Origin of the sequence: Streptomyces sp. NPDC005195, from assembly GCF_040608315.1 — a bacterium.
GTDB classification, from domain to species: domain Bacteria; phylum Actinomycetota; class Actinomycetes; order Streptomycetales; family Streptomycetaceae; genus Streptomyces; species Streptomyces kaempferi.
In genome coordinates this window covers 473,048-486,564 of record NZ_JBEXHZ010000001.1, presented here as the reverse complement: position 1 = coordinate 486,564, position 13,517 = coordinate 473,048, and the positions used below count along the sequence as shown (strand labels likewise).

Annotated in this window: 13 protein-coding genes; 9 read left to right on the top strand and 4 right to left on the bottom strand. The window is 71.9% G+C overall.

Annotated features, from left to right (window positions below; translation table 11 throughout):
- Positions 1 to 27: 27 nt before the first annotated feature.
- Positions 28 to 798: a ferritin-like domain-containing protein gene (locus tag ABZV34_RS02145; RefSeq protein ID WP_356270534.1), complete on the top strand. Its 771-nt coding sequence runs from the start codon at positions 28 to 30 to the stop codon at positions 796 to 798.
- A 106-nt stretch (positions 799 to 904) separates the two neighbouring features.
- Here the strand turns inward: ABZV34_RS02145 and ABZV34_RS02140 are convergent, their stop codons facing one another.
- From ABZV34_RS02140 to ABZV34_RS02125, 4 genes are all read right to left on the bottom strand, one after another.
- A complete protein-coding gene (locus ABZV34_RS02140) occupies positions 905 to 1,174 on the bottom strand; it encodes a hypothetical protein (RefSeq protein WP_356270533.1) in 270 nt (89 codons plus the stop codon).
- Positions 1,175 to 1,399: 225 nt separating this feature from the next.
- The gene (locus ABZV34_RS02135; protein ID WP_028801993.1) at positions 1,400 to 1,627 is read right to left on the bottom strand and encodes a DUF3107 domain-containing protein; all 228 of its coding nucleotides are present in this window, start codon (positions 1,625 to 1,627) and stop codon (positions 1,400 to 1,402) included.
- A 145-nt stretch (positions 1,628 to 1,772) separates the two neighbouring features.
- Positions 1,773 to 2,414: a TetR/AcrR family transcriptional regulator gene (locus ABZV34_RS02130; RefSeq protein WP_356270531.1), complete on the bottom strand. Its 642-nt coding sequence runs from the start codon at positions 2,412 to 2,414 to the stop codon at positions 1,773 to 1,775.
- Between the two features lie 239 nt (positions 2,415 to 2,653).
- Complete coding sequence (locus tag ABZV34_RS02125) at positions 2,654 to 2,872, bottom strand: hypothetical protein (RefSeq protein WP_356270530.1); 219 nt, start codon at positions 2,870 to 2,872, stop codon at positions 2,654 to 2,656.
- A 158-nt stretch (positions 2,873 to 3,030) separates the two neighbouring features.
- On the opposite strand from ABZV34_RS02125, the gene ABZV34_RS02120 reads away from it, so the two are divergent.
- The 8 genes from ABZV34_RS02120 to ABZV34_RS02085 all read left to right on the top strand — a co-directional run bounded on the left by ABZV34_RS02120 (position 3,031) and on the right by ABZV34_RS02085 (position 13,498).
- The gene (locus ABZV34_RS02120; protein ID WP_356270528.1) at positions 3,031 to 4,020 is read left to right on the top strand and encodes an alpha/beta hydrolase; all 990 of its coding nucleotides are present in this window, start codon (positions 3,031 to 3,033) and stop codon (positions 4,018 to 4,020) included.
- Between the two features lie 8 nt (positions 4,021 to 4,028).
- Positions 4,029 to 5,624: a DUF3152 domain-containing protein gene (locus ABZV34_RS02115; RefSeq protein ID WP_356270526.1), complete on the top strand. Its 1,596-nt coding sequence runs from the start codon at positions 4,029 to 4,031 to the stop codon at positions 5,622 to 5,624.
- A gap of 79 nt (positions 5,625 to 5,703) precedes the next feature.
- Positions 5,704 to 5,796 carry an Ms4533A family Cys-rich leader peptide gene (locus ABZV34_RS02110; RefSeq protein ID WP_356270524.1) on the top strand — a complete coding sequence of 31 codons (93 nt, stop codon included), beginning with the start codon at positions 5,704 to 5,706 and terminating at the stop codon, positions 5,794 to 5,796.
- Between the two features lie 151 nt (positions 5,797 to 5,947).
- Positions 5,948 to 7,666: an ABC transporter substrate-binding protein gene (locus ABZV34_RS02105; protein ID WP_356270522.1), complete on the top strand. Its 1,719-nt coding sequence runs from the start codon at positions 5,948 to 5,950 to the stop codon at positions 7,664 to 7,666.
- Between the two features lie 4 nt (positions 7,667 to 7,670).
- On the top strand, positions 7,671 to 8,663 hold the full coding sequence (locus ABZV34_RS02100) for an ABC transporter permease (RefSeq protein ID WP_356270521.1): 993 nt from the start codon (positions 7,671 to 7,673) through the stop codon (positions 8,661 to 8,663).
- Positions 8,660 to 9,676 carry an ABC transporter permease gene (locus ABZV34_RS02095; RefSeq protein ID WP_356270520.1) on the top strand — a complete coding sequence of 339 codons (1,017 nt, stop codon included), beginning with the start codon at positions 8,660 to 8,662 and terminating at the stop codon, positions 9,674 to 9,676. The genes ABZV34_RS02100 and ABZV34_RS02095 overlap by 4 nt, the downstream gene beginning before the upstream one ends.
- 5 nt (positions 9,677 to 9,681) lie before the next feature.
- Positions 9,682 to 11,505 (top strand): ABC transporter ATP-binding protein, encoded by a 1,824-nt coding sequence (locus ABZV34_RS02090; protein WP_356270731.1) that lies wholly within the window; start codon positions 9,682 to 9,684, stop codon positions 11,503 to 11,505.
- Positions 11,506 to 11,695: 190 nt separating this feature from the next.
- Complete coding sequence (locus tag ABZV34_RS02085) at positions 11,696 to 13,498, top strand: DUF3492 domain-containing protein (RefSeq protein WP_356270518.1); 1,803 nt, start codon at positions 11,696 to 11,698, stop codon at positions 13,496 to 13,498.
- Positions 13,499 to 13,517: the final 19 nt, after the last annotated feature.

The following is a 13,517-nucleotide window of genomic DNA, read 5'->3' as shown; positions in this document are numbered from 1 at the left end:
CTTCCCTGCTGCGGTGAGCGGGCTATTGTGCGCTTCATGACGACGCCTGACAACGCCGCTGACACGTCCGCCGAGGCACCCGGCACCACCACCCCCGCGGCCACCGGAGTCGCCGCGCGGAACTGGGACACGGCCTCCGTCGACCCCCACTACCGCGCCGCGGTCGTGGACCTGCTCGGAGCGCTCGCGTACGGCGAACTGGCGGCGTTCGAGCGGCTCGCCGAGGACGCCAAGCTGGCGCCGACGCTGAGCGACAAGGCGGAGCTGGCCAAGATGGCGTCGGCCGAGTTCCACCACTTCGAGCGGCTGCGGGACCGGCTCTCCGGGATCGGCGAGGAGCCGACCGGGGCGATGGAGCCGTTCGTCGCCGCGTACGACGGTTTCCACAAGCAGACCGCCCCCTCGGACTGGCTGGAGGGGCTCGTCAAGGCCTACGTCGGCGACTCGATCGCCAGTGACTTCTACCGGGAGGTCGCCGCGCGGCTGGACGAGGACACGCGCGATCTCGTCCTCGGCGTCCTGGACGACACCGGGCACGCGAGCTTCGCCGTGGAGAAGGTCCGCGGCGCGATCGACGCGGACCCGCGGCTGGGCGGCCGGCTCGCGCTGTGGGCGCGGCGGCTGATGGGCGAGGCGCTGTCCCAGTCGCAGCGGGTGGTCGCGGACCGCGACGCGCTGTCGACGATGCTCGTGGGCGGCGTGGCGGACGGCTTCGACCTCGCGGAGGTCGGCCGGATGTTCTCGCGGATCACCGAGGCCCACACGAAGCGGATGGCGGCGCTGGGCCTGGCGGCCTAGGGGGTCCGGGCGTCGCGGCGGGGCGAACGATGCCCGCCGCGGCGCCGGCTCTTGTCCGACTCGGCCCGGACCCGGTCCTTACGGGATGCGCCGTCGCCCGGTGCGGTCACGCCGTCGCCGAGCGGCGGCGAAATCTTTCCGCCGGGCGCAGCAGCAGCGAGAGCAGGGCGGCGGCGACGATCGCGGCACCGCAGAGGATCACCGGGTAGTACCCGGAGCCCAGGGCGGTGTGGGTGAGGAAGGCTCCGAACAGCCCTCCCGCGACGCCGGTCGACAGGACCAGGCTGCGCGCGGGCAGGCGGTGCGGCAGGCGGTGCGAGGCGGCCCATGCCAGGGCCAGACCGAACACCGCGGCGCCGAGCGCTTCCAAGAACATGGTGGGGGTCCCTCCCGGACGGCCCGTGCAAATCGGTCGTAGCCGGTCTACCCGTGACGTGCGGAACGCAACCCTCCCCTGTGCCGGGTCTGTGCTCCGTCCGTGGCTCCGGGAGGGGGCCGCTCGGGATGCGGGGACGGGGTTTCGGCCGTCGCGCCGGACGGGTTCCGGCAGGTGTGCGGAGGGGCCCGGTGACAGCGTCACCGGGCCCCTCCGCGTGGCTTACTACAGCGCGCTGAATCCCACCTTGCGCTGCGTGGGCTCGCCGAGCTCCACGTAGGCGAGGCGGTCGGCCGGAACCAGGACCTTGCGCCCGTGGTCGTCCACGAGGCTCAGCAGCTGCGACTTGCCGGCCAGCGCCTCGGACACCGCGCGCTCGACCTCTTCCGGGGTCTGACCGCTCTCCAGAACGATCTCGCGGGGCGCGTGCTGCACGCCGATCTTGACCTCCACGGCTTTGTCCCTCCGACGGTCAGTCATGTGCGCGTTCATCCGCGCCGTACGCAGCACACATTAGCCCGGTGAGGGGACGTACACGTTCCGCCCGGGAACGCCAGGAGCGAACAGCGGGCGGGAACAAAGTGGCGGTCGGTGACGGTCAGCTGTGGTCGGTGGTGTGCAGCGGGAAGCCCGCGATGCCCCGCCACGCCAGCGAGGTCAGCAACTGGACCGCCTGGTCGCGCGGCACACTGCGGTCGCTGTGCAGCCAGGAGCGGGCCACCACCTGGGCCAGACCGCCCAGACCGGAGGCGAGGAGCATCGATTCGGCTCGAGAGAGACCGGTGTCCTCCGCGATGACGTCGCAGATGGCCTCCGCGCACTCGTGCGTGACCTTGTCCACGCGCTCGCGGACCGCCGGCTCGTTCGTCAGATCGGACTCGAACACCAGTCGGAAGGCGCCGCCGTCGTCCTCGATGTAAGCGAAGTACGCGTCCATGGTGGCGCGGACGCGCAGCGAGTTGTCCGTGGTGGACGCGAGCGCCGTCCGTACCGCCTGCAGCAGGGACTCGCAGTGCTGGTCCAGCAGGGCGAGATACAGGTCCAGCTTGCCCGGGAAGTGCTGGTAGAGGACCGGCTTGCTGACGCCCGCGCGCTCGGCGATGTCGTCCATGGCGGCCGAGTGGTACCCCTGAGCAACGAACACTTCCTGGGCGGCGCCGAGGAGCTGGTTGCGTCGGGCACGGCGCGGCAGGCGAGTGCCCCGCGGGCGCGCCGCCTCTGTCTGCTCGATGGCTGTCACGCCGCCTCCCAAAATTGTCCACTTGCGGTGTGCGCCGCGCCGCCATCGTACTTTTCGGTAACCCCGGTGTGCGCGGTACGAGCGCAGAATTTCACGGACCGGACGCGGGCGATAGCGGCACAGACGATGTCCAACGGGGGCAGAGCGGTCGTCATTGTGCCCGGACCGCCCCGGTCGCCCGGTCGGCCACGGCCTTACGCGCGACGGGTCCGCCCTGTCCTGCGGCCGGTCCGTGCGGCCTAGCGGTACTCGTCCTCGTTGAGCTCCACGACTCTGGCCTGCTCGGCGAGGTCCGCCTCGTTGGCGTTGAGGGGGTCGCCCACGGCCTGCAGGCCGTCGTCCCGCGGTGTCAGTTCCGTGTGCTGTTCGGCGGCGTCGGCTTCCGGGGCCTCCGGGTCGAGGTCCGGGCTCTCGTCAACTGCGGTGAAGGTCTCGGGGTCCGTGGGGTCGACTGTCATGGTTCCTCTTCCCGAGTGGTGCGAGTGCGCTCCTGTGTGTCTGCGAGTGCCCTCGTCTGAAGCCTAGGAGACACCCGATCCGGACGCCATGCGATGCGCGCACCATCTGTGACGGCGAACACATGAACCACCGCGTGATCGTCTCGTAACATTGCCGCATGTCTTCGACCGAGCTGCCCTCCGTGCTGGCCGCCACCGTCACGCCGAGGGTCGGGACCGTCCGGGTCGCGGAGGGGGAACGGCTGAGATCGGTCGGTCTGCCCGGGATCACGCTGACCGTGCGTTCCCGGCCACCCGCCCGCGAGGGGCTGCCACCGGCGCTGTACGTGCACGGGCTCGGTGGTTCCTCGCAGAACTGGTCGGCGCTGATGCTGCTGCTCGACGGGCTCGTGGACAGCGAGGCCCTCGATCTGCCGGGCTTCGGGGACTCGCCACCACCGGACGACGGGGACTACAGCGTCACCGGCCACGCACGCGCGGTCATCCGCTACCTGGACGCCGCCGAGCGCGGCCCCGTGCACCTGTTCGGCAACTCACTGGGCGGCGCCGTCGCCACCCGGGTCGCGGCGGTCCGGCCCGACCTCGTCCGCACGCTCACGCTCGTCTCGCCCGCGCTCCCGGAGATCCGCGTGCAGCGCACCGCGTGGCCGACCGCGCTGCTCGCGGTGCCCGGGGTGGCACGGCTGTTCACCCGGCTCACCAGGGACTGGAACGCCGAACAGCGCGTCCGCGGGGTCACGGCGCTCTGTTACGGGGATCCCGGCAAGGTGTCGCCCGAGGGGTTCCGCGACGCGGTCGAGGAGATGGAGCGACGGCTCGCGCTGCCCTACTTCTGGGACGCCATGACGCGCTCGGCGCGCGGGATCGTGAACGCGTACACGCTGGGCGGCCAGCACGGACTGTGGCGGCAGGCCGAGCGGGTGCTCGCGCCTACGCTGCTCGTCTACGGCGGACGTGACCAGCTCGTCGGCTACCGTATGGCACGGCGCGCCGCGCGCGCCTTCCGTGACGGCCGGTTGCTGTCCCTGCCGGAGGCGGGGCATGTCGCGATGATGGAATACCCGGACACGGTGGCCACGGCCTTCCGTGAACTCCTCGCGGAAGCCGCCGAGTCGGCCGCGTCGGCGGTCACCGGTGCGGGGAGCTGAGGAGGGGCGTGGGACGTCACAGTCGCCGGGGGCGGGCGGAGAAGAGCGGCGGGGAGAAGCCGGCGGCGTCGGCACCCGGCGCGGTGCGGCGTACGGCCCAGGGGCCGGGAGGCGCGTCGCAGGAGACCCCGCGGGGTGCGCTGGGTCCCCAGCCGCCGCGCCCTCCGGCGGGCGGGACACCGGCCGCGGGAGTGACCCGCGGGACGGACGGGACTCCGGCGCGCGAAGTGCCGCGTTTCCAGGACCGCTTCCAGGACGGGACCCCGGCCCACGGCATTCCCCAGCAGTCCGCCGGGACGCCCGCGCGCGGTGTCCCGCGCATGGCCGAGGGCGCTCCGTCCCGAGGGCAGGTCCAGGCGCGGGGCGGGCACCCCGAGCAGCGTGAGACCGGGGGCGGCTGGGGCGAGTTCAGGGGCGGTCCGCCGAGCGGAGCCGCGTACGGCGGCCCCCGGACGACACCCGGGGCCGAGCCCGCCGGCCGCTCAGGGCCCACGGTGCCGGGCGGACCCCGCGTCCCCGGCCAACGCCAGGAGACCGGCACGGCATCAGCGACCGGGTTCGGGTTCGGGTCCGGGCAGGTACCCCGGCAGGGACCCCGGCAGGCCTACGTCGACGCCTTCGACGAGGACGGCACCGAGGACGCCGACCTCTTCGCACCCCGGCGGACCACCGCGCTCCGCAGCGCCCCTCACGGCCTCGCCACCGACTGGGACACCCCCGTCACCGACCGGGATCCGCAGGTCGTCGAGGAGCCGTCGCCGCAGCCCGAGGAGGAGGGCAGGTCCAAGGGCGGCAAGAGCCGGACGTTCACCGGCATCGCCGCGGCCGCCGTCACCACCGTGCTCGCCGTCGTGGTGGCCGGACAGGTGGCCACCGGACGCGACGGCGGCGGCACGCACACACAAGCCGCCGCCGGTGCGGGCCGGGGCACCCTCGGCCCCGCCTCACGCGGCGACGACCGGGCCACCGTGTCCGGCACACCGGGCGTGCGGCCCGTGAAGACACTGACGTACGACGAGAAGATGGGCGAGACGTACCCGCTCGGCCCCAAGTTCAAGGCGTCGGGCAGGTTCGACGCCGTCGCCGGTTTCGACAAGGCGCCCGGCGAGGGCCGGAAGTACACCTATCGAGTGGATGTGGAACAGGGTCTCGGACTTGACGGCGCGCTCTTCGCGCAGGCCGTGCAGAAGACCCTGAACGACCGGCGGAGCTGGGCCCACAACGGCGCCCGCCGCTTCGAGCGGATCTCTTCCGGCAAGCCCGACTTCGTGATCACGCTGGCCAGCCCGGGCACCACCGCCGACTGGTGCGCCAAGTCCGGCCTGGACACGACCGAGGACAACGTGTCCTGCGACTCCGCCTCCACCGAACGGGTCATGATCAACGCCTACCGCTGGGCCCAGGGCTCCAGGACGTACGGCGCCGCGATCCACCCCTACCGGCAGATGCTCATCAACCACGAGGTCGGCCACCGGCTCGGATACGGCCATGTCAGCTGTGAGAAGGACGGCGCGCTCGCTCCGGTCATGCAGCAGCAGACCAAGTTCCTCGACCATGACGGGATTCGCTGCCTGCCCAACCCTTGGCCGTACCCGGGCAGTTGACCCGAAGTCGACAGGAGCCACGTCCGTCAAGGGCTGGACCACGTTGACATGCTCCGAAAGATCGTTCATATTTCTGCGCATGTGGTCCAGTCCTGCCGTCCGTCGCGCCGCCATCGAGCTGGCGCTGATCGGTGTGGCCGCGCTCTGCGTGGCCGACATCCACTGTCGCTGACGCCCGCCCCCGGCGTGCTCGTCGCGATTCCGTTTCCTCCGTGACCGTAATGGTCCGTGACCTTTCGGCGACCTGACGCCGGGGCAGACGTCTGTTCACTTTCGTCTCACTCCTCGTCAACCAGTCTCACCATCCGAGAGGTCGTCTTCCGATGCGTCAACCGTCCGTGAACAGAGCCCGTGTGGCCACCGTTTCGCTCGCCCTGGTCGTGGCAGCGGGCGCCGCCGCGTGCGGGCCCAAGGACAACGATGCCAAGGCCGCCGGTGGCGACTCCACGCCGCGGAAGGGGGGCACGCTCACCGTCCTCAACGCCAACCCGCAGGAGGACTTCGACCCGGCACGCCTGTACACCTCCGGCGGTGGCAACGTCCCCTCCCTCGTCTTCCGTACGCTCACCACGCGCAACCGCGAGAACGGGGCCGCCGGCGCCGAGGTCGTCCCCGACCTCGCCACCGACACCGGCCGCCCGAGCAAGGACGCGACCGTGTGGACGTACACCCTGAAGAAGGGCCTCACGTACGAGGACGGCACGCCGATCACCTCCGCCGACATCAAGTACGGCATCGAGCGTTCCTTCGCGGCCGAACTCTCCGGTGGCGCGCCCTACCTGAGGGACTGGCTGATCGGCGGCGCCGACTACCAGGGCCCCTACAAGGACAAGAAGGGCCTCGACTCGATCGAGACCCCGGACGACCTCACCCTCGTCTTCCACCTCGACAAGCCCGAGGGCGAGTTCCCCTACCTCGCCACCCAGACGCAGTTCACGCCCGTCCCGAAGGCCAAGGACAACGGCACCGAGTACGAGGAGCACCCGGTCTCCTCGGGCCCGTACAAGGTCGTCAAGAACGAGAACGACGGTGAGCGGCTGATCCTGGAGCGCAACACGCACTGGTCCGCGTCGACCGACTCCGAGCGCAAGGCCTACCCCGACAGGATCGACGTACGGTCCGGCCTGGACTCGTCCGTGATCAACCAGCGGCTGTCCTCCTCCCAGGGCGCGGACTCCGCCGCCGTCACCACCGACACCAACCTCGGCCCGGCCGAACTCGCCAAGGTCACCGGCGACAAGGAACTCGCCTCACGCGTCGGCACCGGGCACTTCGGCTACACGAACTACATCGCCTTCAACCCGAAGGTGAAGCCGTTCGACGACCCGAAGGTGCGACAGGCGATCTCGTACGCCATCGACCGCACATCGGTGATCAACGCGGCCGGCGGGTCCTCCCTCGCCGAAGCGGCGACCACCTATCTGCCGAACCAGAAGTCCTTCGGCTACACGCCCTACGACCACTTCCCGGCGGGCGCGTCAGGCAACCCGGCCAAGGCCAGGGAGCTCCTCAAGGAGGCCGGCCACCCGAACGGCCTCACCGTCACGCTCACGCACTCCAACGACAAGGACTTCGAGACCAGCCCGGAGATCGCCACCTCCCTCCAGGACGCCCTGAAGAAGGCCGGAATCACCGTCAAGCTCCAGGGCCTCGAGTCCAACGACTACAAAGACAAGATCCACGGCGCCAGGACCGAGCCCGGCTTCTTCCTCGCCCACTGGGGTGCCGACTGGCCCTCCGGCGGCCCCTTCCTCGCCCCGATCTTCGACGGCCGACAGATCGTCAAGGACGGCGCCAACTTCAACACCGGCTTCCTCGACGACAAGGCCGTCAACACCGAGATCGACGCGATCAACAAGCTGACCGACCTCGACGAGGCCGCGCGACGCTGGGGCGCACTCGACAAGAAGATCGGCGAACAGGCCCTGACCGTGCCGCTGTTCCACCCGGTGTACAAGCGCCTCTACGGCAAGGACGTCAAGAACATCGTGATCAGCGACTGGACCGGCGTGCTGGACATCTCCCAGGTCGCGGTGAAGTAACGCCATGAGCGAGGCAATCGTCGCCTCCCAGGCCCCCGGGACGGACATATCCGTCCCGGGGGCCTCCGGGGCCCGTCAGTTCTGGCGGCGGCTGCGCACCCGGCGCGCCGCCCTCGTCGCGGCGGCCGTCGTCGCGCTGCTCGTCCTGGTCGCACTCGCCGCACCGCTGCTCACAGCGATCGAGGGCCAGGACCCGACCACCTACCACCCGTCGCTCGTCGACTCCGCGCGCGGCGGCGTGCCGCTCGGACCGCTCGGCGGTGTCAGCGCCGACCACTGGCTCGGCGTCGAACCGCAGACGGGCCGCGATCTCTTCGCCCGGCTCGTCTACGGCGCCCGGGTCTCCCTCGGTGTCGCCTTCACGGCCACCCTCGTACAGGTCCTCATCGGCCTCGTCGTCGGTGTCGCGGCCGGCCTGGGCAACCGATGGGTCGACCAGCTGCTGAGCCGCGCCACCGACGTCATCATCGCGATGCCCCTCATGATCATGTCCCTCGCGCTGCTCGCGATCGTGCCCAGCGACTTCCCGCGCCCCGTCCTGGTCGCCCTCATCATCGGCCTGGTGGCCTGGGGCTCGACCGCGAAGATCGTGCGCGCCCACACGCTGACCCTCAAGGAGCTCGACCACGTGGCGGCGGCCCGGCTCAGCGGCTGGGGCCCCTGGCGCGTCGCCCGCCGCGAACTCCTGCCCGCGCTGGCCGCGCCCGTCATCACGTACGCCGCCCTCCTCGTCCCCACCAACATCAGCGTCGAGGCGGCGCTCAGCTTCCTCGGCGTCGGCGTGAAACCGCCGACCCCCTCGTGGGGCCAGATGCTGACCGCGGCCGACGTCTGGTACCAGGCGGCGCCGCAGTACCTGCTGCTGCCGGCCGGCTCGCTGTTTCTCACCGTGCTCGCGCTGACCGTCCTCGGCGACGGCGTGCGCACGGCCCTCGACCCGCGCGCCGCCTCGCGGCTGCGCATCGGCACCGGACGCAAGCGGGAGGCCAGGGCATGAGCAACCTGCCCGGGGCCGGCGGATTCACCGGATTCGCCGTACGGCGTCTGGCCGGCGCCGTCGTCACCCTGCTCGCGATCTCCGTGATCATCTACCTCGTCTTCTACGTCGCTCCCGGCGACGTCGCCCAGATCACCTGCGGGCCGCGCTGCTCGCCCGCCCAAGTGCACCAGGTCTCCGAGCAGTTGAGGCTCGGCGATCCGCTGTACCTGCGCTACTGGCACTTCCTGCAAGGCATCGTCGCCGGACACGACTACTCGACGGGCACCTCCGTGCAGCACTGCGGCGCCCCCTGCCTCGGCCTCTCGTACCAGAGCGACCAGCAGGTCACCCACCTGATCTGGACGAAACTGCCGGTCACCCTCTCGCTCGTGCTCGGCGCGATGGTGCTGTGGCTCGTCCTCGGCGTCGGCACCGGCGTGCTCTCCGCGTGGCGCCGCGGCCGGATCACCGAGCGCGTGCTGACCGGCATCACGCTCGCCGGCACCGCCACACCCGTCTTCGTCATCGGCCTGGTGCTGATGATCGTCGTCTGCGGACAGCTCCGGTGGCTGCCCTTCCCGCAGTACGTGCCCTTCACCGAGGACCCCGAGCAGTGGGCGTGGAACCTGCTGCTCCCCTGGCTGGCGTTCGCGCTGATCGAGGCCGCCAAGTACGCCCGGCTGACCCGCGCCTCGATGCTGGAGACCCTCGCCGAGGACCATGTCCGCACCTTCCGCGCCTACGGCGTGGGCGAGCGCTCGATCATCGGCAGACATGCCCTGCGCGGTGCGATCGCGCCGGTCATCGCGCTGAACGCCAACGACGTCGGCTCGGCGATCGGCGGCGCCGTGCTCACCGAGACGATGTTCGGACTGCCCGGTCTCGGACGTGAACTCGTACACGCGGTGCAGGTCGTCGACCTGCCGGTGGTCGTCGGGATGGTCCTGGTCACCGGCTTCTTCGTGGTCCTGGCCAACGCCGTCGCGGACGTCCTGTACGCGGTGGCCGACCGACGGGTGGTGCTGTCGTGAGTCTCGTGAAGACCGACGAATTTCTGGCCGGCGGGCCGGACGACACCCACGACACCCTCGTGGACGTCCGCGACCTCGTCGTCGAGTTCGGGGACCTGCGTGCCGTCGACGGACTCTCCTTCACCCTCAAGAAGGGCGCCGCGCTCGGACTGGTCGGCGAGTCCGGCTCCGGCAAGTCCACCGTGGCCTCCGCGCTGCTTGCGCTGCACCGGGGCACCGGCGCGCGGGTCGGCGGCGCGCTGCGGGTGGCCGGGGTGGACGTACAGGCCGCCTCCGACGACGAACTGCGGCGGCTGCGGGGCGGGAGGGCCGCGATGGTCTTCCAGGACCCGCTGTCGTCCCTCGACCCGTACCACGCGGTCGGCGACCAGATCGCCGAGGTGTACCGGGTCCATGCGAAGGCGTCCCGGCGCGCCGCACGCGCGCGTGCCGTCGAGGTGCTCGACCGTGTCGGCATCGCGGACGCCGCCCGCCGCGCGCGCTCGCGCCCGCACGAGTTCAGCGGCGGCATGCGACAGCGCGCACTGATCGCGATGGCGCTGGCCTGCGCGCCAGGCCTGCTGATCGCCGACGAGCCGACCACGGCCCTCGACGTGACCGTCCAGGCCCAGATCCTCGACCTGCTGCACACCCTGCGGGAGGAGACCGGGATGGGGCTGCTGCTGGTCACGCACGACGTGGGCGTCGCCGCCGAGAGCGTCGACGACGTGCTCGTCATGCGGCACGGGAGGGCGGTCGAGCGCGGGCCGGTCGCGGCGGTCCTCGGGGCGCCGCGGGAGGCGTACACGCGCGAGCTGTTGGGCGCGGTTCCGCGGGTGGAGGTTTCGCGCGCGGGCGTTCCGGGCCTGCGCGTTCCGGGCGCGGACGCGCCACGCGTTCGGGCCGGGGCCGCCGTGCCGGCTCCTGTCGAGGGGGGCGGGGGCGGGGCGGACGGTCGTGATGCGTCGGGCGCCGGTGTTTCGGACGGCCGTGCGCGGGACTGCGGTGCGTCGGCGGGTGATTCGTCCGGTGGCGCGTCCGGTGACGGGGCGGTCGGTGAGGTCGTTCTCGAAGCGGTGGGTCTGCGGCGCGAATTCGGGCGTGGCAAGCGGCGGTTCACCGCCGTGGACGGGGTGTCCCTCACGGTCCGGCGCGGGGAGACGCTCGGCGTCGTCGGCGAGAGCGGCAGCGGCAAGACCACGCTGGGCCGGATGCTGGTCGGACTGCTGGAGCCGACCACCGGGTCGGTCCGGTACGAGGGCCGGGCACAGTCCGGTGTCCGGCCCACCGTCCAGATGGTCTTCCAGGACCCCGTCTCCTCCCTCAACCCTCGCCGCAGTGTGGGCGAGTCGATCGCCGACCCGCTGCGGGCCCGCGGCGAACGGGACGAGACGCGCATCAGGGGGCGCGTACGGGAGCTTCTGGAGCGCGTAGGGCTCGAAGCGGCGCACTACGACCGCTACCCGCACGAGTTCAGCGGCGGACAGCGCCAGCGCGTCGGCATCGCGCGGGCGCTCGCCGCCGACCCGCGCGTCATCGTCTGCGACGAACCGGTCTCCGCGCTCGACGTCACGACACAGGCCCAGGTGGTCGCCCTGCTCGCCGAACTGCAGCGCGAACTCGGTCTCGCGCTCGTCTTCGTGGCGCACGACCTGGCCGTCGTACGCCAGGTCAGCGACCGGGTCGCGGTGATGCGAGGCGGCCGGATCGTCGAACACGGCCTCGCCGACGAGGTGTACGAGTCCCCGCGGGACCCGTACACGAAGCAGCTGCTCGCCGCCGTACCGGCCCTCGATCCGCAGGTCGCGGCGGAGCGGCGCAGGGCCCGCGGACAACTGGCCACTGCATGATCGGACGTCACCACATCATTCCCTAGCGCGACAGAACGCGACCTGCGCGGGAAAGTTACGCCCGTTCACCCCTTTTGGTGGCGCGATGGACAACCGTCCGTCGCGCCACCGCCATGTCCGCATACGTTCTTCCCGCTGCGAGTCGCCGGGTCAACGGCGGCTCCCCATATGGGAGATCGGGGGTGCACTCGTGCGCATCGGACTGCTTACGGAGGGTGGCTATCCGTATGTGAGCGGTGACGCCAAGCTCTGGTGCGACCGGCTCGTACGCGGGCTCGGGCAGCACGAGTTCGACATCTACGCGCTCAGCCGCAGCCGACAGCAGGAGGACGAGGGCTGGGTCCCACTGCCGCCCCAGGTCAACCGCGTACGGACGGCCCCGCTGTGGACGGCCGAGGACGGCGGAGCGGTGTACGGGCGCAGAGCGCACGGCCGCCTGGTGCGACGGCGGTACGCCGAGTGCTTCGGGGAGCTGGCGGCGGCGGTGTGCGCGGGCCCGGGAAGCCCGGACGGCCCTGAGGATGCCGGCGCTTCCGGCGGCGCGGGTGGACCGGGCGTCGGGGGCGCTTCGGGGGTTGTCGTCGGCTCGGGGGTTTCCTTCGGCCTGGAGGCGGACCGTTTCGCCACCGCGCTGTACGGACTCGCGGAACTCGCCCGCGACGAGGGAGGCCTGGCCGGCGCGCTGCGCTCCGAGGGCGCCGTGCGCGCATGGGAACGCGCCTGCCGCACGCCGGGCGCACTGCGCGCCGCGCGCGCCGCCCGCGTGCCCGACCTGCTGTCCGTCGCCGCCCATGTCGAGCGGTCGCTGCGCCCCCTCTCGCTGGACTGGTACGCGGACGACGGGCTCGGCGCGGTCGACCTCTGCCACGCGGCCGCCGGTGGCTCGGCGGCCCTGCCCGGTCTGCTCGCCCGGCACTTCGCCTCGGTCCCGCTGCTCGTCACGGAGTACGGGGTGCCGTTGCGCGCGCACTATCTGGCCTCCGCCGCGACCGAGGAGGCGCCCGCCGTAAGGGCGTTGCTCGCCTCCTTCCACGGCCAGCTGGCCACCGAGGTCTACCGCCGGGCCGCGCTCATCACGCCCGGCAACACCCACGCCCGCCGCTGGCAGGAGCGCTGCGGCGCCGACCGCGCCAAACTGCGCACCGTCTACCCCGGCATGGAGGCGTCCCGCTTCGCGGAGGTGGGGGAGAGCGTCGACGGCGCCGGCTGCGCGGACCCGGACACGCTGGTCTGGGTCGGACGCGTCGAACCGTCGAAGGACCTCGTCTCCCTGCTGCACTCCTTCGCCGAGATCCGCAAGGAGGAGCCGAAGACCCGGCTGCGGATCATCGGAGCGCCCGCCGACGGGCCCGACGGCGCGCTCTATCTGGCTCACTGCAAGGCGCTGGCCGCCCACCTGTTCCCCGACGAGGCCGAGGGCGCGCACGCGGTCGGCGACAACCCGGTGTCCTTCGAGGAGATCGGCGGTCCGCAGGTCCCGGGGCTCGCGGAGGCGTACGCGTCCGGTGCCCTGGTCGTCCTGTCCAGCGTCGTCGAGGGCTTCCCGATCAGCCTCGTCGAGGCCATGTTCTGCGGCCGCGCCACGGTGTCCACCGACGTCGGCGCGGTCGTCGAGGTCATCGGCGGTACGGGGCTGGTGGTGCCGCCCCGCAATCCGCGGGCGCTCGCCGAGGCATGCGTGGCGCTCCTGCGCGACCCCGCGCGGCGCGCACGCCTCGGCGCGGCGGCCCGTGCGCGTGCCCTCGAACTGTTCACCGTCGAGCAGAACGTCGAGGCATTTCACGGCATTTACCTCGAGATCATCTCGCACTCCCCGATCCGGCGGGTCGTGGTGGACGCCACGGGCGAACCACTGCCCTTCGGCGTACCCGCCGAGGCCCACGTGCCAGGCCGCTGGACCGAGGCCCGCCTCGTCGCCGCGGGGCGGCAGCGCTGGGCGGCGGGGGCCCCGGTACGCGCGACGGTTCCGCCGGCCGCGGGGGAGAGCGCGTGATGAGCCGACCGGGCCGAAC

Coding starts and splice junctions, on each gene's coding strand:
- ABZV34_RS02125 (WP_356270530.1), bottom strand. CDS start 2,872: ATGACAGTCGACCCCACGGACCCCGAGACCTTCACCGCAGTTGACGAG.
- ABZV34_RS02110 (WP_356270524.1), top strand. CDS start 5,704: ATGTGGTCCAGTCCTGCCGTCCGTCGCGCCGCCATCGAGCTGGCGCTG.
- ABZV34_RS02140 (WP_356270533.1), bottom strand. CDS start 1,174: ATGTTCTTGGAAGCGCTCGGCGCCGCGGTGTTCGGTCTGGCCCTGGCA.
- ABZV34_RS02105 (WP_356270522.1), top strand. CDS start 5,948: ATGCGTCAACCGTCCGTGAACAGAGCCCGTGTGGCCACCGTTTCGCTC.
- ABZV34_RS02095 (WP_356270520.1), top strand. CDS start 8,660: ATGAGCAACCTGCCCGGGGCCGGCGGATTCACCGGATTCGCCGTACGG.
- ABZV34_RS02100 (WP_356270521.1), top strand. CDS start 7,671: ATGAGCGAGGCAATCGTCGCCTCCCAGGCCCCCGGGACGGACATATCC.
- ABZV34_RS02120 (WP_356270528.1), top strand. CDS start 3,031: ATGTCTTCGACCGAGCTGCCCTCCGTGCTGGCCGCCACCGTCACGCCG.